Raw genomic sequence first — 20016 nt, 5'->3', positions numbered from 1 at the left:
ATAACATCAACAAAGTAAAAGAAAGGGGCTGTTTAAAATGACTGATAACAAAAAGAGAGAACTCCAGAACGAGGCTATGGACAAGGTTGCTGGCGGTGGCTGGGAGAAGTACATAGCACCAGTAGTGGATGTTGCCAATCAATTACTTAATGGTGGTGGCTCAAGTGGTGGCTCAAGCGGTGGTTCGGACAGTGGTTCCGGTGGGGCTTCCGGTGGGCAGAACAACAGTAATAATAACGGTGCCCAGCAAAACAACATATCAGGTCCTAACACTGCAAATGATATGAATATAAGTAAATAGTCCTGCGGGATGGAGGCGATTGCCATGAGCACAAAGGGAAAACGGGAACTGGAATTGGATAGCCTGGATAATATAACAGGTGGAACAGAGCAGAATAACAGCAACAATGACGGTGCTCAGCAGAACAATGAATCCGGCGATAATATCAGTGATGTTATTCAGGAAAATAATATCAGCAATAATCCAGGGACTGTAAATGTTGGTTCGCCGGTGGTGATAAAGGATACTGGCGAAACCACTACTGTAAATATCGGTTAAGGATAGTGTAACATATAAAAATTGGCTAGAAGGGGGATGGACATAATGACAGATAAGCGCGAGTTACATGATAAGGCTTTGGGCAAGGTTTCCGGCGGAAACATTTTCAATGATATTGTGGATGTAGCAGAAGATGCGGTAGGTGTTGTAACTGAACCTGCGAAAGAGGTTTATGATACTGTATCGGATGGAGTTTCCAGCATCATCGGTGGTAGCGGTAGTCCTCACGGTGGTGGCGGTGGTGGTGCTGCTGTTGTTGTCGCTCCAGGAGCGACACCTAACAGTCCAACCCAGACTACCACAGGTGCTGGCCAGAACAACAGTAATAACAGTGGAGTACAGCAGAACAATGTGGATGGTCCTAACTCCATTGGAGGCAGTGTGAATCTTGGTGGTAAATAACTAACACTGTGCAGAAGGATGTGAGACCGATGAAAGATTTGAATAAAAAGGAATTGCAATATGATGGCTTGGCAAAGGTCTCAGGGGGAGAGCTTCCGCAGATATCGCCAGATGTTTTGGATCAGATGCCCAAGCCTCAACTGGGAGGTCTTATCTATCAAGTTGATGAAACAGTCAATGATGATGTAACTACTTCGCAGAACAACAGCAATAACAGTGGAGTTCAGCAGAACAATGTTGGTGGTCCTAACACCATTGATGGCGATGTGAATGTAGGATAATAATAGCTTTAATATAGCGTGGATGCCAAATTACCTGCCGGATTATCCGACAGGTCTTTTGGCTGTTTTATAACGAGCTTTAAGATGTCCCCTACCTCTTTAGGTGGGGGAAAACAAACTCCAGCTCGTTGCGACGCGAAGCTAGTCCTTTAGGGAAACGCTAATTGGAAGATTTTTCTTCTAAAGAAGAAAAATTTGAACAATGGCGTTATAATTTTTGTTCGTTTAATTATGCCGTGTAGAATAAGGCGTGGGAGGTTTATTGGATATGTCAGATGGAAGTGATATTTTTAGCAAGGCGGCGCTGGATAAGCTGCGCTCTCCTGACCGACTGGATATGCTACTGCCCATTACCACGCCTATTGGTTGGATGTCGCTGGTGGCTATCGGGATTCTGTTGATATCGGTTATCCTATGGTCTATTTTTGGTTCCTTTACGGTACGGGCTGATGGTAAAGGGATGATTTTGGACCCAGGTGGTATGGCTACGATAAATCATGTGGCTGGTGGGAAAATTTCCCATGTATATGTCCGGGAAGGCTCGGAAGTCAAAAAAGGTGACATTATTGCCCAGTTGGAACAGCCGGAGCAGTCAGCAGATACCAATATGGCCCAATATGGTTCCCAACTGGCTGGGAATATGCATGATACGGCCAACCAGGTGTATCAGTATAGAGCCAAACTGCAGCATCAGCTGGCTTCCCGGGATGTGATTAGTGACTATGATGGCGTTGTGGATCGTGTTATGGTGCGTAAGGGTAGTGTGGTAACCAGTGGAACTACGCTTTGTACGGTGCGATTAACCCAAAAGCGCAGTGATTTGACCGGGGTATTGTATGTTCCGCTGGATAAGGGCAAACGCATCGAGCCTGGCCAAACCATTCAGCTGGTACCCAATGGGGCAGATGTACAGGAATCAGGCAGTCTTATTGGAGTAGTGCGTACTGTTTCGGACTATCCGGTGGCGTTGCAATCTATTGTACAGCAGGTAAGCAATCCGGAACTGGCCCAGTGGCTTATGGCTAGTGGTCAGGGGGCAGTTGTAGAAGTTTCCTTCGTCTTAGTGAAGGATGAAAACAATCCTTCCGGTTATTTGTGGACTTCTTTTGTAGGGGAGCATAAGCCCATAACTCCGGGCAGTTTTTGTACGGGTTCGGTTATTATTGAACGGCGTCCACCGATTGAAAAAGTATTTTATAAAATCAGCCAATGGCTGCGGAACAGGTGAGTCATATGGCTATGGATTTTTTGCAAAATATATTTAATAAACCGGGAGCGCGGGTGAAGGTACCTACGATATTGCAAATGGAGGCTACTGAATGTGGTGCAGCTTCCTTGGCCATGGTGTTGGCTCATTATGGCCTGTGGATTCCATTGGAAAAACTGCGGGCTGAATGTGGAGTTAACCGGGATGGCAGCAAGGCCAGTAATGTAATGAGAGCTGCCAAAGCCCGGGGCTGTGAGGTACATGGCTACAGCTGGGAAGCCGATAGCATACGGGAAGAAGCGGATTACCCATTGATTATTCATTGGGAATTTAATCATTTCGTGGTGCTGGAAGGTATTCGGGGGGATATTGTTTACCTGAATGATCCGGCCATGGGCCAACGGACAGTTACTTGGGATGAGTTTCTTACCTCCTACACAGGGATTGCCATGACCATACGACCAGCGGAGGGATTTCAGCCAGCCGGCCATCGTTACAATGTGTTTAAAGCTGTGGCGGGAAAGCTGTGGGAAGATAAGTGGGGCATGGTGTTTCTGGTATTGTTGGGGCTGTGTATGATTGTGCCTGGATTGGCAGCACCGGTATTCAGCCAAATTTTTTTGGATGATATACTCACGGGAAAACACCGGGATTGGATGGTAAATCTATGTTTGGCCATGACGGTGTCTTTCATTGTATCAGCTGTATTGACCTGGCTTCGGGCAGTCATGTTGACCAGATGGCAACGAAAGCTTACTTTGGCTGATTCATCCAGCTTTTTTTGGCATTTGCTGCGACTGCCGATGCATTTTTTCCATCAACGATATGCCGCTGAGGTAGCCAGTCGTATTGCGATGAATGAATCCGTGGCCGCTGTTTTGTCCGGTCAGGCCGCTACAGCAGTGTTGGATGCCTTTGTGGCCTTTTTTTACCTGATATTGCTGCTGCAGTATAATGCATTTTTGACTTTTATTGGTATTTGCTTTATGGCCATAAATATTGGGGTATTGATGTACACCAGACGCCGTTTGACGGATTTGGCCATGCGTATTCAGCAGGATGTTGGCAAGGAATATGGTACGGCCATTAACGGCTTGACCATGATTGACAGTATTAAGGCCAATGGCAATGAAGGCGATTTCTTTATGAAATGGGCCGGATATCGGGCCAAGGTACTGAATGGCCGGCAGGAATCACAACTCTGGATGCTGTCGGTTAATATGTTGCCAACCCTGTTGGCGGGACTCAATGGGGCCCTTATTATGACCTTCGGTGGTTTTTCCATTATGGACGGGGCCATGACAGCCGGTATGTTTGTGGCTTTTCAGCACCTGATGGGCAGTTTCCAGGCTCCGGTGAATAATCTGTCCAGACTGTATACCAATTTGCAGACAACTGAGATGCAGATGCAGCGGCTTAACGATGTACGGCGCTATGATGTGGATAGCTTAAATTATCCGGCGAAAAAACCGTTGGGGTTTGAGAAGCAGCGACTTTCAGGTGACCTTGAGCTGAATGATGTCAGCTTTGGCTACAGTCCGTTGGAACCACCTTTATTGATGGGTTTTAATCTGCATTTAAAGCCTGGACATTGGGTGGCTATTGTGGGCTCATCCGGTAGCGGTAAGTCCACTGTGGCAAAGATTATTACCGGTTTGTACGAAGAATGGAGCGGTCAAGTACTCTTTGATGGGATGCCGCGGCGGAACATCCCTCGCAATATTGTTACCACTTCTTTGGCATCGGTGGATCAGGATGTATTTCAGATTACCGGCACCGTGGGGGAAAATATTGCTTTATTTGATAATTCTCTGCGACAAAGTGACATTGTTCAGGCGGCCAAGGATGCCTGCATTCATGATGATATTTTGCAACTGGAAAACGGTTATGATGCTGCTGTGTCCGAGGGTGGCCTTAACTTTAGCGGAGGCCAGCGTCAGCGTCTGGAAATTGCCCGGGCTTTGGCCGTCAATCCATCTATTTTGGTATTGGATGAAGCGACTAGCGCCCTTGACCCAATTACTGAAGAGAAGGTCTTGGAAAACATCCGGCATCGGGGATGTGCCTGTGTAATTATCGCACACCGATTGTCTACTATTCGGGATGCGGATGAGATTATCGTATTGGACCGGGGCAAAGTTGTGGAACGGGGGCGTCATCGGGATATGATGGAGCATGATGGTCCATATCGGCAGTTAATTCAAGAGTACAGTGCAAGTAATGAATAAATATTTATAGCAGGTTGTGATGGTATGGAATTACAGGCGGGCCAGCGTTGGCTGCTGACAAATGAAGATAAATTTTTAGTGTTGGATGCAGGAAAGGTGGAGGTTTATGCTGTTACCCGGGAGGGACGGGATTACCGCCAGGTTTTCTTGTTGTCTTTGGACACTGGCAAGGCCATTTTCCCTGCTATGGATGAATTTGGCGAAGTATTTATTCATATATATGCAGTAACTGACAGTGTGCTTATTGAAAAGACCATGGCAGACACCGCAACGGAAGAACTTCTTCCGTTGATGTATGGGTGGTTTAATACTTTAAGTAAAATCTCCTGGGTTAAACGGATGATTGCTATAGGGGATGATATGCTCTCCTTATGGCCAAAGGCTGAGTTATTTCAGGACTGTCAGGATAACCGGGAGGAGCTGTTAAAGACTTTTATAAGCCACCAGCAGATTTTTTCCATGCTGCAGGGAGTACGGTTTTTATCAGCTGACAAACAGCTGGCCCGTCGGCAAAAAATTCTGGCCAAACAGAAAAGGTGGCTGGTCAGGGATGCTATCAATATTTTGTTGGGTGACGATGAAATATATTACGAGGAAACCAGTTCGGAGCAGGAAGGGCGTGCCATATCTGAAACGGTCTTTATATTGCGTCAGGCGTCTAAAGCCTTATCAATGCCGGATGGGGACATTTCTCTTTCCACAGATATTGCCAAAAAGCTGGATCCGTTGACTCTGCTGCGTCGTTTAGCGCAAAAGGCCAATATAGAGCTTCGGTTAGTAAAACTGGAGGGGAACGATTGGTTTTCCAAAGACAGCGGGGTAATGATTGGCTATTATGGTGATAAAAAAGAATTGGCGGCGATTATTCCTAATGGTCCGGGGGAATACAGGCTGATTACCAAAAAGCAACCGGCTGGTATTCCTTTGACGGATGATGTAGTAGCTCAGCTGGATGAGGATGCGTTTGTTTGTTATGCCGGTTTTCCGCGACGCAAGCTGAAAATTATTGATTTGATTCGATTTATGGTCAATCAGTGTTGGAAGGCTGATTATCGGACCATTTTGCTGGTAAGCTTTTTTGCCGGCTTAATTCCATTGGTTTCACCGATAATAACTGAAACAATCTTCCAGGATATTCTACCAATTATGGATAGAGAAGGACTGGTAACCGTTACCCAGGTAGTATTGGTCACCAGCTTTACCATGGCGGCTTTGTCCATGATTCGGGTTATAGCTGTGATGCGGATTGGTACCAGGCTGGATATGGCTGTGGAGGCTGCGTTGTGGGGCAGACTTTTATCGTTGCCACAAAAATTTTTCCAACAGTTCACCAGTGGGGAACTGGCCAGCCGGATGCATGGTATAGATGCTATCAAGGATGTAGTAAGCGGTAATTTTGTTACCGGGGTATTTAATACGATTTTTTCCTTTTGGAGTTTGCTGCTTATGTGTTGGTACAGCCTGAAGCTGACGGCGGCAGCTATGGTGGTCTGGTTGGTGTGGTGTTTGATTACAGCCTTTGTTTACCGTCGGGTGCTGAAGTTTCAGCGCAATTTGATTACGGCTGGCAACGCTGAGGCGGGTTTGGTTCAACAGCTATTCAGCGGATTGTCCAAGTTCCGGGTTCGGGGGGCGGAAGAACAGGCGTATCACCTTTGGAGTAAGGTTTTTGGCGAAACCTGGAAGTGGAATCTGAAGCTTAGATGGCAGGGGAATTACAATACGATAATTGCGGCAGTGCAGCCATTTATTCTCACCATGCTTTTATATTATGTGGTCATTTATGGTATGCAGGAATCAATCAGTGACGGTACTGGCGGAAAATTGGTAACAACCGGAATTGGCTATGCACAATTTTTGGCCTTTGAAGCAGCCTTCAGCTCGTTTAATGCCACCTTAAATTCGGTAATTCCTTTAATTGGGACCTATTTTACCATTCAGCCTCATATTGAAAATCTGCGGCCAATTTTGGCGGAAGTGCCGGAAACCACCGAGGATAAGCTGGAAGCTGAGCCGTTGTCCGGAGCTATTGAGGTGAGCCATTTGTCCTTTGCCTATGGCGAAGGTAAAAAAGATGTTATTCACGATGTGAGCTTTCAGGTGGCAGCCGGGGAGAATGTGGCTATTGTAGGGCATTCCGGCTGTGGAAAATCCACACTGGTGCGTTTGCTGTTGGGGTTCGAACAACCGAAAAGCGGGGCAATCTACTATGATGGTCAATCATTGGCTGATTTGTCAGCTCCGTCAGTTCGTTGCCAAATGGGCGTAGTTTTGCAAAACGGTCAGCTGATGTCCGGCGATATTTTTACTAATATTGTGGGGAATTCAGCTCTTTCTATGGATGATGCCTGGGTGGCGGCTGAAGCCGCCGGAATTGCCGATGATATCCGGGAGATGCCTATGGGAATGCAGACGGTAATCAGCGAGGGATCCAATAATATTTCCGGTGGTCAACGGCAACGGATTATGATAGCCAGGGCCTTGGCAGCCAAACCAGCTATTCTGATTTTTGATGAGGCTACCAGTGCGTTGGATAACCGTACTCAGGCCATTGTTACAGAAAGTCTGGATAAGCTTAATACCACCAGGTTGGTCATTGCCCACAGATTATCCACCATCCGTAATTGTGACCGGATTTTGGTTATGGATAAAGGCAGTATAGTGGAAAACGGTACCTATGATGAGCTGTTGGCCCAAAACGGTGTGTTTGCCCAGCTGGTAAAGCGTCAGGTTGCATAGGAGAGGAATATGGAAGAAAAGAATTGGAACGAAATTGCTCAGCAGGCTCTAACAGATAATACGGCATTTGATGAATTATATGAGCACTTTTTTCCGAAAATATATAATTTAATATATGCCAGGGTGAAAAATTCTACTGTAGCCGATGATATAGTCAGTGATGTATTTGAGAAAATGGTGGAGCATTTAGCCGCATTTGACAGCAGCAAGGCATCCTTTGCTACATGGCTTAACCGGATTGCTACCCGTACTTTGACGGATTATTATCGTTGGCAAAGCCACCGCCAAAATGTGGAATGGGATGATGTATTTTCACCTAAGGTAGATGATTTGGAGCAGCCGGATGGACAGCTGTTAGTCAAAGAAGGAAAAAAGGAATTGCTGTTGGCCATGGATAAGCTGAGCGAACGGGAACAGCGAATTATTGAGTTGAAATTCTGGGGCGATATGAGTAATAAAGAAATTGCCGAAATATTGGATATTTCCTCTGCCAATGTGGGGGTTATACTGTTTCGGGCCATGGGAACTCTTAAGCAGATTTTGGGACAGGAATAAATATATTTCATAGCTGTTCTTTGTAACGGCAATAGTTTTCATTCGTATATATCAATAGAAGGTTGTCAATTATATTCTTGTAGCAGTGTAAGGGGGGGACCCAGAATGGAAGAAAAAAAGAAAAATAACATGCCGGGCAAGCAGGAGCTGAAGTTGGACCAAATCGATGAAGTTGTAGGTGGGGCCCAGGTGGAAGTTATCAATAAGGTAGAGAACAATGATGCCCCGGTAGATATTGGTGAGACAGTGGTTATTGATATGTAAGTATGTCTGTAGAGGAGCAGAATATGGGAAGCACTGGTAAAGGGAAAAAACTGCATAAGGCAATAAGTGCGCTTATATTCGCCGTCAGTACCGGTTGTTTTATGTGGCCGGCGGCTGTTCAGTCTGAATACGAACACCACGATGGAACTGTCGAGGTTCCGGCCCGGGTTATCCTAATCAAAAAAGGGGATGAACAGGTCGGCCGCGAAGTGACGGTAAAGGGGGATGGCGAGGCCGATATATGGGCTTATGGTGGTAAACCGGGAGGTACCACCACGACGCTTAATATTGACGGCAGTGATGCCTTTGTCGATGTATATGGTGGATATCATGATGATGTTTCCGCAGTTCCGGTGCAAAAAAATATTATCGAGGTGGGAGCAGCTGATAGCAGTGTGGTTGGCTGGAAAGTGTACGATGATCCCGCTAAGCAATCCGGATATAGTACATTGCACATTCATGATACCTCGGCCAGTGGCCTGAAGATGAATGTTATTGCCGGCCATGGCAAGTATGGTGATGTCAGTGGCAATATTATCAATATTCACGGTGGTAAACTCAACAATTATGTTATTGCCGCGGAAACAAAGCCGGATACTCCGAACATAGCCGGGCGGCTCCATGATAATACCGTTAATATTTTTGCGGATGCTGATTTATATAATGCCAAGATTTACGGGTCGATGCTGTTTAATGATACTTATCGCACCCGCAGTGCTGTTATGGGAACCAATAACACCCTTAATACCTATGTGCCAAATTTAACCATTGGGGAATTGGGGGCGTTTAATGCCTATAATGTTCATGTACCAATAGGGTCTGTGTCCGGTGATACTATGGTGACGGTAGTAGGTGGAGCAAGCACAGATATCAGTTCCAGTACCGTAAATGGTATTTTGGACAAAACCAGCAGTCTGCCTGTGGGTTCGGTGGTGAATTTGCTGGTTAATGACACAGGTATAACGGATAATGATGCTACAGTTTATTACGGTCGACACGGTGATTCAGGGCTTCCTACCGGGGATATTAACGGTATAATGTATGTTCTTGAAGTTAGTCGTCCTGATGCCAATCATGTAGTAATGCGGATAGTTGATACGGATGAGCTGCATTTTAACACAGAGAATCTTATATCATTTCGGGTTCCCGTACTGATAAATCGTGGAGCTGATTTTTTATCTGGCAGCGGAGCGGCCAGTGCGGCCCAGGCAGCTGGAGCACAGGTTTATACGCCGTTTTTTGCAGCCAGTGGCAGTAATATGCGACAGATTACCGGCTCTTATGTTGATATGCGGGGATATAGCATGGTGCTGGGCTTGTCCAAAAAAATTGACACGGAAAAGCGTCGGGTACTAATTGCACCCGTGTTTGAGTATGGCCGGGGTAGCTTTGATTCCTATTTGGATGATGGTACCCATGGTTGGGGCAAAAGCAGTTATTATGGTATGGGAATAGTTTGCCGTACCACTTTCAACGACGGTAAGTTTTATGAAACAAGCCTTCGGGGTGGGCGCCTAAAGTCGGATTACAGTACCAATGATTATATATTCAATGGAATAAAGACCAGGCAGGATTTTGATTCCAGTACCAGTTATTATGGGGCCCATTTTGGTTTGGGCCGGGAAGTGGAGTGGAAGCCAAACCATAAATTTACCTATTATGGTAAATTTTTCTATAATTATACCGGACCAGAGACATTCCGATTGAGTACGGGACAGGAGTTTTCTGCCGACAGTGTGCATAGTGAACGGTTCCGGTTGGGCGTACGGGAAAGTCATGGCCTAAATGAAAAAAATAAATATTATTTTGGTGCGGCCTTTGAATATGAATTTGATGGTACGGCCCGGGCCACCTGCAATGGTCGGTCTACGCCTGCACCAACTGCCCGTGGAGCCAGTGGTATGCTGGAAATGGGCTGGGTATTCAAACCGCAGGGTAATGATAAAATGAGTATTGATATTTCCGCTGTAGGTTGGGTAGGCCGTCAACGGGGCATTATGGGGCGCGTTGGGTTCAATTGGATGTTTTAGAATCTTTGATAGCCTGTATAACCTTTTGATAGTTTAAATTAGATGCCCGGAAAAAGGTTTTAAAAAAATAGTTTTGTGTTAAGGCGGATATGACACCTTTGCAGGTAATGTAAAGGCTGTATCCGCCTTAATTTGTTTCGGGATACAGCTGCTTAGGTTAAAAACTGTAAAAAATTATATGATAATAGGATTTTTCGGTATCAATAAAGAATAAATAGAAATGATATCAAATGGTAATTGCTTGTAATATATTCCTCCGGGGAGGTGCACAAATTGCGATATATATTTGATCAGTGCCTGAAAGTGTTTAATCTTAAATCAATGTTTTGTCTGTTGGCTACATTGGCCTGCTTGCTGGGTTCATCAGAATTTATGGCTGAAATAGCAGTTGAAGCCAATGATGAAAAGATTGTTCGGGTAGGTTATTATGAAGAAGCCGGCTTCCAGATGGGGGCGGATGATAATCGGGTAAAAAGTGGCTATTCCTATGATTATCTGCAGCGCCTTAAAATGTTAAATTCCTGGAAATATGAGTATGTGTATGGCACTTATGGTGAACTGTATGAGAAGCTGTTGAAGGGGGAAATTGATTTACTGCCAGGTCTGGCTCACACCCCGGACCGGGAAACTATTATCAATTATCCAAACCAGCCTATGGGGTCAATCCAGTATCTGTTTTTCAAAAGGTCAACAACTGATTATATTTCTTCTGAGCCGAGTTCCTTTAACGGAAGACGGATTGGTGCTTTAACCGGAGCCCAATACAAGGTGGCCGAGAAATTCCTCTCTGACCATAATATTCAGGCTCAACTCGTTCAGTATAGTGATATTAAGGAACGAGATGATGCCTTAAAAAAAGGCGATATTGATATAATGATTGCCGAAGGATATAATTCCTTCCAAAATATGGGCTTTGAGAATTGTCAGGAGGCTGGCACATCGGATTATTATTTGGTAGTGAATAAAGCCCGTCCAGATATTTTGGCCGAGCTTGACCAGGCCCAGTACCGACTGTACCATGAAAATCCGTATTTTATTTCAGAGCTTACCAAAAAATGGTTTAATCGCACGTCCTTTACCACTACCCTGTCCAAGGTAGAGCGCAAATGGCTGGCTGAACATGATACATTTACGGTGGGCTATCTTGATAGTTATTTGCCGTATTCTGCAACGGACAGTGACGGAAATGTTATCGGTGTGGTCAAGGATATCGTGCCGGAGATATTTAAGTCCTTAAATTTCACCAAAATAAAAATAATCTACAAGGGCTATGAAAATATTACCCAGCTCAATGAAGCACTGCATAACCGGGAGGTTGATGTTATATTTCCGGTGGTGTCCAATTACTGGATCACTGAAATCCATGATGTATTGCCAAGTGTGCCGGCAGTAAGTTCTTATTTTAATGTTCTGTATGCCGGTGAATATCCTGATTTGACTAAGGCCAGAATAGCTGTTTCCAAGCGCAACGGTATAATGGATGATTACAGGGTGGTTTATTATCCGAACAGTGAATTTGTCTATTATAATAATGCCTACGACTGTCTTGATGCTGTTTTGCAGGGCAAGGCGGACGCAGTTTTTGTCAGTGAGCTGCGAACGGAATATCTCCTGCGTAGCAAGGAGCGGTATAAGGATTTAAACACAGCCCAACTGCTAAATGATGGTGCACTGGGGTTTGCCGGTTTGCGGGAAAATATTGAAGGTATGCAGGTTTTGGACCATGGACTCAGTCTGATAGATAAGGATTTTGCCCTGTCCCGGGCCTACAACTATATGCCGAAAAATGAAATTACCACCATAGACTTTTTCCGGAAACATTTATGGATTCCAGTGGGTGGCTTAAGCCTGATATTCCTGTTGATACTGTTCTTTGTGGTGAGAGAAAGCAGGAAAAAGGGTGAGTTCCTGCGGACAACTGAGGCACAACGGCAGCAGCTGGCGGACCAAGTGGAAGAGATTTCCTTATTGAACGAAGAGCTTTCCGCCATGAATCAGGAACTGCAGTCCCGGGAGGCACTTTTGGAGGAGCTGTCTGAGGAAAAGGATATGCAGCTGGCCCGAACTAGGATTTTAAATCAGGAGCTACAGAATCAGCATCTTGAGCTCAAGGAAGCCCGGGCCGCCGCTGATAAGGCCAATGATGCAAAAACAGCCTTTTTGTTTAACATGAGTCATGATATTCGGACACCGCTGAATGCCATAATCGGCTTTACGGAGCTGGAAGACCGGATGTCGGATAATGTGGCCAAGCACAAGGAATATCGTAAAAAAATTAAAATGGCCAGTCATCAGTTGCTGGATATTTTGAATAATGTGCTGGAAATGTCCCGCATTGAAAGCAAAAAAATAGTGATTGAAGAAGAGCTGACGGATGCGGTAGAGCTGTTTAATTCCTGCCTGGCTATCTTTGAGGGGGAAATGCGCAACAAGCATTTGGAGCTGTCCAGCTCCTGCGAAATAGCGGATCATTTTCTCTACATTGATCGGACCCATGTGTCAGAAGTGATGATGAACATCATCAGCAATTCGGTGAAGTATACGCCGGATGGGGGCAGTATCTTTGTAGGGGTTAAGGAACTGCCTGGCGAAAAAGTCGGTGAATGCACCATTGAATTTACGGTGCGGGATACAGGCATTGGTATGTCCCAGGAGTTTGTCGATAAGATATTTGAACAATTCTCCCGAGCCCGTACCACCTCTCAAAGTGGCATTCAGGGCACAGGGCTTGGTATGGCCATTGTCAAGAGTATGATTGACATAATGGGCGGTACCATAAAAGTGAATAGTAAGCTGGGAGAAGGCACCGAGATGGTGTTCAAGCTGCCCCACCGGATTGGTAAGGCACCGGCTGAAGCAGATGATGGGCAGATTCAGGGGGATATTTGGGACTTTAGCGGACGAAGGATTCTCATGGCGGAGGACAATGAATTCAACGCTGAAATTGCCACCACCTTGCTTGAAGATAGCGGCTTTGCAGTGGATCGGGTCCGGGATGGCTTGGAATGCATTGATATGCTCACAAAACACGATGCTGATTATTATGATATTATTCTTATGGATGTTCAGATGCCAAATCTCAATGGTTATGATACCACCCAGAGAATAAGGAAGATGGCGGATTCAGCTAAGTCCAACATCCCAATAGTTGCCATGACAGCCAATGCTTTCAAGGAAGATCAGCAGAAGGCTTTTGACATGGGGATGAATGGTCACCTGGCCAAACCGATTGATATCAGCAAGGTATTTGGCACCTTAAAGGACATATTGGAAAAGGACGAGTAGTCAGCATTATGATGAAGCCACCAAATTGTTTTTTCCCAGTTGCTATATCGGCAGTTAGACTAAACCACTATATACTATGAATATCTATAGATAACGAGCTTTAAGATGTCCCCCACCTCTTTAGGTGGGGGAAAACAAACTACAACAGCTGGCGAGCATATCTCCCAGCTCGTTGAAACGCTAATTGGAATATTTTTCTTCTAAAGAAGAAAAATTTGAACAATGGCGTTATAACAGAGGGGGAATTTTATGAATAAGATATTTAGATGGGCAGGGGTGCTGGGCTTGTGTACTGTATTCCAGCTTTCCTTTGCGGCTTGTGTAAATGCCAATAGCACGGAGAATGGTGTGGAAGAAGCCTTTAAGGCCCAGGTCAGTCAACGGATTGGTATGGGTAAGAAGGTTTATTTTGCCGCGCCAATGTTTAGTCAGGCGGATAAAAACTTTAATCTGGAAGTGGTAAAAATACTGGAAGATGCTGGATATCAGGTATTTCTGCCTCAACGGGATGGCTTAGAAGCAGCTTTGCTGGTGGGCAAGACCGAGGAGGAGCTTGTAAAGATGATTTTTGAGTTGGACGCTCAGCAGGTAAAAAATGCAGATATTGTCTTTATGAATATCGATGGACGGGTGCCGGACGAAGGAGCCGCCGTGGAACTGGGCATGGCCTACATGTTGGGTAAACGGTGTTATGGTTTCAAAACCGATACCCATTCTGTGGAGCAGGGTATGGACATGAATCCAATGATAAGCGGCTGTATGATTAAGTTGTTCAAGAACTTTAATGGAGAGAAGCTAAAAGCAGAAATCAGACAGTATTTGTCACAAACAGCTCTTTAAGTATGTGGTATGGATGAGGGGAGCATAGAGAAAATGAAGAAAAGTATCTGCTTGGCCTTGTTGGCTCTAATGATGATTGCTTGTGGCTGTGGTGGGGAAGCTTCCTCTTCGGAGGGCAGCAAGGGAACCTTTCGGCAGGTTACCCCTGATGAAGGCAGAAAAATGATGGAAGAAAGCTCCGGGTACATTATTGTCGATGTGCGGACTCAAAAAGAATATACAGCAGGACATATTCCGAAGGCAATCTGCATTCCGAACGAAAGCATTGACAAAACTCCACCGGCCGAATTGGCGGACAAAAATCAGGAAATTTTTGTTTATTGCCGCAGTGGTAGGCGGAGCAAGGAAGCTGCCCAAAAACTGGCAAATATGGGGTATACCAATATTGTTGAATTTGGTGGAATAATCAGTTGGAATGGGGAAGTCACCAAGGAGTAATTATATGCTTAATATAGGATGTCATGTTTCGTCAGCCAAGGGATATCTGGCTATGGGCAAGGATATTGTCAGTATGGGAGGCAATGTATTTGCCTTTTTTACCAGAAATCCCCGGGGAGGCAAGGCGAAGGATATTGATGTGGCTGATGTGGCGGATTTTCTTCGGTTCAAAAAGGAGCATAAGATAGGCTATTTGGTAGCCCATGCCCCGTATACCTTAAATCCGTGTGCAGCCAAGGAAGAACTGAGGGAATTTGCTCACAATGTTATGGCTGATGACTTGGTGCGGATGGAACACACCCCGGGAAATTATTATAATTTTCATCCCGGCAGTCATGTGGGACAGGGGGTTGATGTGGCTGTTGAGCTTATTAGCCGTCAGTTGAATGCAATATTAAAAAAAGCGCAAAGTACCATAGTGTTGCTGGAAACTATGTCCGGCAAGGGTACCGAGGTTGGCCGTACATTTCAGGAATTGGCGGAAATTATTAGGCGGACGGAGCTAAAGGATCATTTAGGCGTTTGTCTGGATACCTGCCATGTTTATAGTGCCGGTTATGACATAGTGAATGATTTGGAGGGTGTTCTGAAGGAGTTTGATGAGACAATCGGTATTGATAAATTACGGGCTATTCATCTAAATGACAGTATGATGCCGTTTGCCTCCCGGAAGGACCGTCATGCGAAAATTGGTGAGGGCAGTATCGGCAATGAGGCCTTTGGCCGAATAGTCAATCACCCGTATTTAAAGGCTTTGCCATTTATATTGGAGACCCCTAATGATAACGAGGGATATGCCCGGGAAATAGCCAGTCTGCGAAGTATGGAATAGAATTTGGCTGTTAAAAATACTTGGCAGCCTGCATAAAAAGAAATCTCCCTGCCATATAGGCAGGGAGATTATTATATTAAATAATGTTTCCGTCGATGGACAGGGTTACGACCTGCCAAGGGATAAATTTGCCACTGTCCTGCAATGCTTTCTTGACGGCCATTTCTAACCCGCCGCAGCACGGAACTTCCATACGGACAATAGTAACGCTTTCAATATCATTTTGGGCAATAATCTGAGTAAGCTTTTCGCTGTAATCAATACTATCCAGTTTTGGACAGCCTATAAGGGTCACCTTGCCCTTGATAAATTCATCGTGGAAATTAGCATAGGAATAGGCAGTACAATCCGCTGCAATAAGGAGCTTGGCTCCGGAAAAATATGGTGCATTGACTGGAGCCAGTTTTATTTGTACTGGCCAGTTGCCCAACTGTGAAGGGAGCTTTTTCGATGTTGTTATTTCAGTGGCAGTTTCCTTCGGGGTAAGAGTTCGCATTCTGGTACTAAGACATCCCCCGGCTGGTGGCTGATTTTGGACCATAGCCTGTAACCGCTGATGCTCTTTTACGGCTACCTCATCATAGGCTAATGCCTCTCTTTGGACAAATGTAATGGCTCCGGTAGGACACTGGGGCAGACAGTCGCCCAACCCATCACAATAATCATCCCGCAGCAGCTTTGCTTTTCCATCAATCATACCAATGGCACCTTCATGGCAGGCCGTTGCACAGGCTCCACAGCCATTGCACTTTTCTTCGTCAATATTGATAATCTGTCTGATCATAGGGTTACTCTCCTTACTTATACACACTAAAAATTTTTCTGTTTATTGTCTTTATAGAACAAGTATAATAGAATATATCAAACCAGTATGTTGTAATTCAAACAAATAGGAAAAAAAGGACAAAAATTATGGTTAACAGAAAAGAAATAGAAAATAATATGAATATTATCAGTAAGTGTTCATTTTTTAGTGGTATGGACAAAGGTGAAATACAAGCTGTATTGGGGTGTGTTGGTGCCTATATAATACAGGCGGATAAAGGGAAATACATATTCCGGGCCGGTGATAGCACGGAAGTAATGGGCATGGTGCTTACTGGATCAATATTTATTATTCAGGAAGATGTGTGGGGGCATCGTAATATAATGGCAAAATGTCAGCCGGGAGAATTTTTTGGTGAGATATATGCTGCATCACCTGGGTCTATACTTAATATCAGTGTCATTGCCGAAGCGGATACCACAGTTCTTATGATGAATGTAAAAAGGCTGCTGTCAAGCTGTTCATCGGCCTGTGATTATCATCAAAGACTCATCCGAAACTTGGTGGGGGTACTGGCCAATAAGGTTATGACCTTTAATGAAAAAATCACCCATATCAGTAGGCGTTCCACCCGGGAGAAGCTATTATCCTTTCTTTCCAGTGAAGCACAACGGGCCGGCAGTCTAAGCTTTGATATACCTTTTAACAGACAGGAATTGGCAGACTATCTATGTGTGGAACGGGCTGCCATGACAGTAGAGCTGTCCAGACTTCAAAAGGAAGGGATACTGGAGACCAACCGGAACCATTTTGTACTCAGTGCACAATGAATGCTGACAATTGGTAGTTCAGTGATTTTGGTGTATAATTATGTTTAACCGGAAAGTGATAGGAAGGGAGTAATACTATGCTCAACAAAAACTATATGGCGGGAAATGTTCACCTTAGCTCCGAGGTGGCGGAGCCCTTCGATATTCGTCTAAAGAAGGAGAAGCCGGAGCTGGCGGCCGGCGTAGATAAATTAAAGGAGCTCATACCGGTGGATACTTTTAACCGGGCCTTTTCCAAAATTCAAACCTTTAATAAACGGGGAGATACTCTTTTGATAGTGAGCGGCGGTATATTGGAAAGGTCCTTTTTGGAACGGGATTGCATACCAGCCCTGAAGGAAGCCTTCGGGGTAACAAAGGTACAGATTATTGGTTGAATCTCCCTGATGATTCGCATTATTAGAGCTATTATTTTTTTAATAATAAACCGAGGTGCCAATAATAGCACCTCGGTTATTTTTATGTCCAAATAAAATTATACTTCGTCTTCATCCATAATACCCAGCTTACGCTTCCAATAGCGGGAATAGATGGCTCCCAGTGGATTATGAGCCAGCAGGCGATCCTTTACAACCAAGGTTGTAACCGGTCCGGGACAGCTGGAGTTAAATATGGTGTCGTGCCCTACACATAATCCACAGGAGATGAACAGCTCCGTACCCTTATCAGCCAAAATTTTGGCCTGAAATTTGGGATTGCACATGGCTTCATGCTCCAGCTCAGGTTTGACCTGTTTTAGGCCAAGCTCTTTTTTGTTAAAGCTGCAATTCTTGCAGCAGACACTGTAAAATTCAAAGCCCTGCTGGGTAAAGTAGCGGGAAATGTAACGGGCCTCGGCATTTAGGCCGATACAGAAGGCCATCCCAATTTTTTTGTAGCCCATGGCTTTGGCAAATTCCGCCGTTTCCTGTAGCCGGGTTATATTGCTGTAAAAGGTGCCTTCCACATAGGCAGCCGCCTGCATAATACGACGCTCATTCTCATCATAGGCCGCCAAAACGGTTTCCCGGTCTATGCCGGTGCAGTTTACCCCTTCGGTGTAACAGGCATGGGTTTTACAGTTGGCGCAATCAGCGTTCATAATGAAGTCCTCCCTTAAAATTGGGTTACGAAATTATTTCTTATCTCCGGCCAACAGCTTATCGACAGCAGCCTGTAAATATTCAGAGTCAACTGTTTCAATTTGACCTGCATCACACTTTGCGGCCAGATTTGGCTGAATAGGAATACGGCCCAAAATATCCAGATTGTATTCTTTGGCAATTTCCTCAAGATGACTTTCACCATATATTTTATGCTGTTTGCCACAGTCCGGACATTCAAAGTAGCTCATATTTTCTACAATGCCTAAAATTGGCACCTTCATAACGGAGGCCATCTTAACGGCTTTTTCTACAATCATGGAAACCAGTTCCTGGGGGCTGGTGACAATGACAATACCATCCAGCTTGATGGATTGCATTACAGTCAGAGGTACATCACCGGTTCCAGGTGGCATATCAATGAACAGGTAATCTACATCATTCCAAATAACATCCTGCCAAAACTGCTTTACCACGCCGCTTATAACTGGGCCACGCCAAACTACCGGATCAGAGGTGTCCTCCAAAAATAAATTCATACTGACAATATCAATGCCACCGGCGGAGCTGACCGGATAGGCACCAGCCTGATTGCCCAGAATTTCGCCGGAGACACCGAACATTTTCGGTACTGATGGTCCGGTAATATCTGCATCCATTATGCCTACATGGCATCCCTTGCGGGACATAGCTACCGCCAACAGGCCCGTTACCAAGGATTTGCCAACACCGCCTTTACCGCTAACCACGGCAATGGTATGGCGTATATTGCTAAGTTCATTTGGCTCCTCGTAGGGGATGGTTCTGCGGGTATCATCACCACAGGTGGTACCACAGGAGCTGCAGTCGTGATTACATTCTTCTGACATAAAATTGTCCTCCTAAACTAATAATACAAACACACATTTATTGGTGACAGCCATGGTCACCACAGGTATGGCCTTCGCCGTGGCCATGATGGTTGCAGTGAACTGCAGGGTTATACGCAAGATTGCCGGCCAACAGGGCTTCAACTGCTGCATCAGCGGAGCCGGAAACCCCACCATAAAGGGCAATGCCGGCTGCAGCCAAGGCATTCTGGGCACCACCGCCGATACCACCGCAAATCAGGGTATCAATGTTCTGGCTTTGAAGAATACCTGCCAGAGCACCATGGCCCTGACCGTTGGTGCTGATAACCTCAGCTTTTACTACCTTGTTATCTTCAATGTCATACACCTTAAATTCACTGGTTTTGCCAAAATGCTGAAAAATCTCACCATTATCATAGGTTACGGCTAATTTCATAATACGACTTCCTTTCTGCTCATAGGGACAATGATTTTTTCGGCGACGGGTAATGCTGCACAAGTGGTTTTCACCACATACCTCATAGTCACCGCCAACTATTTTCAGAGGTTTTCCCTCCACCAGACATACTGCCATACGCTTGCGGGCAGCAACATACAAAGCCTGTACTGTTGTTCTGGCTACATTCATCTGTTCAGCGCACTCCTGCTGAGTTAGCCCGTTGTAATCCATGAGGCGGATGGTTTCATATTCCTCCACCGGCATATAGATTACCGACATATTCTTGTTGCAGTTTTTGGGAATAAATTCCGCAAAGGCAGGCAATGAACATATTTTTTTCTTTTTCACCGGTCTGGCCATAGCACCCTCCCCCCCCTTTTTTTTTGAC

Annotated in this window: 20 protein-coding genes; 16 read left to right on the top strand and 4 right to left on the bottom strand. The window is 45.2% G+C overall.

The annotated features are described in order from the left end of the window. Positions 1–37 precede the first annotated feature (37 nt). The 14 genes from QZV24_RS04740 to QZV24_RS04675 all read left to right on the top strand — a co-directional run bounded on the left by QZV24_RS04740 (position 38) and on the right by QZV24_RS04675 (position 15660). Positions 38–301: a hypothetical protein gene (locus QZV24_RS04740; RefSeq protein ID WP_294520851.1), complete on the top strand. Its 264-nt coding sequence runs from the start codon at positions 38–40 to the stop codon at positions 299–301. Between the two features lie 24 nt (positions 302–325). After that, positions 326–559 (top strand): hypothetical protein, encoded by a 234-nt coding sequence (locus QZV24_RS04735; protein ID WP_294520848.1) that lies wholly within the window; start codon positions 326–328, stop codon positions 557–559. Between the two features lie 45 nt (positions 560–604). Beyond that, positions 605–961 carry a hypothetical protein gene (locus QZV24_RS04730; RefSeq protein WP_294520845.1) on the top strand — a complete coding sequence of 119 codons (357 nt, stop codon included), beginning with the start codon at positions 605–607 and terminating at the stop codon, positions 959–961. Positions 962–990: 29 nt separating this feature from the next. Further along, a complete protein-coding gene (locus tag QZV24_RS04725; protein ID WP_294520842.1) occupies positions 991–1242 on the top strand; it encodes a hypothetical protein in 252 nt (83 codons plus the stop codon). 268 nt (positions 1243–1510) lie between these two features. Continuing rightward, the gene (locus QZV24_RS04720) at positions 1511–2470 is read left to right on the top strand and encodes a biotin/lipoyl-binding protein (RefSeq protein ID WP_294520840.1); all 960 of its coding nucleotides are present in this window, start codon (positions 1511–1513) and stop codon (positions 2468–2470) included. 5 nt (positions 2471–2475) lie between these two features. Beyond that, a complete protein-coding gene (locus QZV24_RS04715) occupies positions 2476–4677 on the top strand; it encodes an NHLP family bacteriocin export ABC transporter peptidase/permease/ATPase subunit (RefSeq protein ID WP_294520837.1) in 2202 nt (733 codons plus the stop codon). A 24-nt stretch (positions 4678–4701) separates the two neighbouring features. Then, positions 4702–7416, top strand: coding sequence for an NHLP bacteriocin export ABC transporter permease/ATPase subunit (locus QZV24_RS04710; RefSeq protein ID WP_294520834.1), 2715 nt, complete (start codon positions 4702–4704; stop codon positions 7414–7416). Positions 7417–7425: 9 nt separating this feature from the next. Next, a complete protein-coding gene (locus tag QZV24_RS04705; RefSeq protein WP_294520831.1) occupies positions 7426–7971 on the top strand; it encodes an RNA polymerase sigma factor in 546 nt (181 codons plus the stop codon). A 105-nt stretch (positions 7972–8076) separates the two neighbouring features. Continuing rightward, the gene (locus QZV24_RS04700) at positions 8077–8235 is read left to right on the top strand and encodes a hypothetical protein (protein ID WP_294520829.1); all 159 of its coding nucleotides are present in this window, start codon (positions 8077–8079) and stop codon (positions 8233–8235) included. A 23-nt stretch (positions 8236–8258) separates the two neighbouring features. Continuing rightward, a complete protein-coding gene (locus QZV24_RS04695) occupies positions 8259–10265 on the top strand; it encodes an autotransporter outer membrane beta-barrel domain-containing protein (protein WP_294520827.1) in 2007 nt (668 codons plus the stop codon). Between the two features lie 273 nt (positions 10266–10538). Further along, positions 10539–13550: an ATP-binding protein gene (locus tag QZV24_RS04690; RefSeq protein WP_294520824.1), complete on the top strand. Its 3012-nt coding sequence runs from the start codon at positions 10539–10541 to the stop codon at positions 13548–13550. 249 nt (positions 13551–13799) lie between these two features. Then, the gene (locus tag QZV24_RS04685) at positions 13800–14390 is read left to right on the top strand and encodes a nucleoside 2-deoxyribosyltransferase (RefSeq protein WP_294520821.1); all 591 of its coding nucleotides are present in this window, start codon (positions 13800–13802) and stop codon (positions 14388–14390) included. A 33-nt stretch (positions 14391–14423) separates the two neighbouring features. After that, positions 14424–14828 carry a rhodanese-like domain-containing protein gene (locus tag QZV24_RS04680; protein ID WP_294520818.1) on the top strand — a complete coding sequence of 135 codons (405 nt, stop codon included), beginning with the start codon at positions 14424–14426 and terminating at the stop codon, positions 14826–14828. Positions 14829–14832: 4 nt separating this feature from the next. Continuing rightward, the gene (locus QZV24_RS04675; RefSeq protein WP_294520815.1) at positions 14833–15660 is read left to right on the top strand and encodes a deoxyribonuclease IV; all 828 of its coding nucleotides are present in this window, start codon (positions 14833–14835) and stop codon (positions 15658–15660) included. 76 nt (positions 15661–15736) lie between these two features. Here QZV24_RS04675 and QZV24_RS04670 read toward each other — a convergent pair whose 3' ends face one another. Then, entirely contained in the window at positions 15737–16444 is a 708-nt protein-coding gene (locus tag QZV24_RS04670; protein WP_294520812.1) for a 4Fe-4S binding protein, read from the bottom strand. A 128-nt stretch (positions 16445–16572) separates the two neighbouring features. Here QZV24_RS04670 and QZV24_RS04665 point away from each other — a divergent pair, with 128 nt between their 5' ends. After that, positions 16573–17256 (top strand): Crp/Fnr family transcriptional regulator, encoded by a 684-nt coding sequence (locus QZV24_RS04665; RefSeq protein WP_294520808.1) that lies wholly within the window; start codon positions 16573–16575, stop codon positions 17254–17256. Positions 17257–17333: 77 nt separating this feature from the next. After that, on the top strand, positions 17334–17633 hold the full coding sequence (locus QZV24_RS04660) for a hypothetical protein (protein WP_294520805.1): 300 nt from the start codon (positions 17334–17336) through the stop codon (positions 17631–17633). 98 nt (positions 17634–17731) lie between these two features. Here the strand turns inward: QZV24_RS04660 and QZV24_RS04655 are convergent, their stop codons facing one another. From QZV24_RS04655 to QZV24_RS04645, 3 genes are read right to left on the bottom strand one after another with little or no spacing between them, the layout of a single operon-like run. Beyond that, the gene (locus tag QZV24_RS04655) at positions 17732–18337 is read right to left on the bottom strand and encodes a DUF1847 domain-containing protein (protein WP_294520802.1); all 606 of its coding nucleotides are present in this window, start codon (positions 18335–18337) and stop codon (positions 17732–17734) included. 33 nt (positions 18338–18370) lie between these two features. Then, entirely contained in the window at positions 18371–19207 is an 837-nt protein-coding gene (locus QZV24_RS04650; protein ID WP_290657076.1) for an Mrp/NBP35 family ATP-binding protein, read from the bottom strand. Positions 19208–19244: 37 nt separating this feature from the next. Further along, positions 19245–19988: a NifB/NifX family molybdenum-iron cluster-binding protein gene (locus QZV24_RS04645; RefSeq protein WP_294520795.1), complete on the bottom strand. Its 744-nt coding sequence runs from the start codon at positions 19986–19988 to the stop codon at positions 19245–19247. Between the last annotated feature and the right edge of the window lie 28 nt (positions 19989–20016).

Origin of the sequence: uncultured Anaerovibrio sp. (assembly GCA_902786545.1) — a bacterium.
In the GTDB taxonomy this organism is placed as follows: Bacteria; Bacillota; Negativicutes; order Selenomonadales; family Selenomonadaceae; genus Anaerovibrio.
The sequence above is the reverse complement of the archived record's forward strand: the minus strand, read 5'-3'. Positions and strand labels throughout refer to the sequence as shown.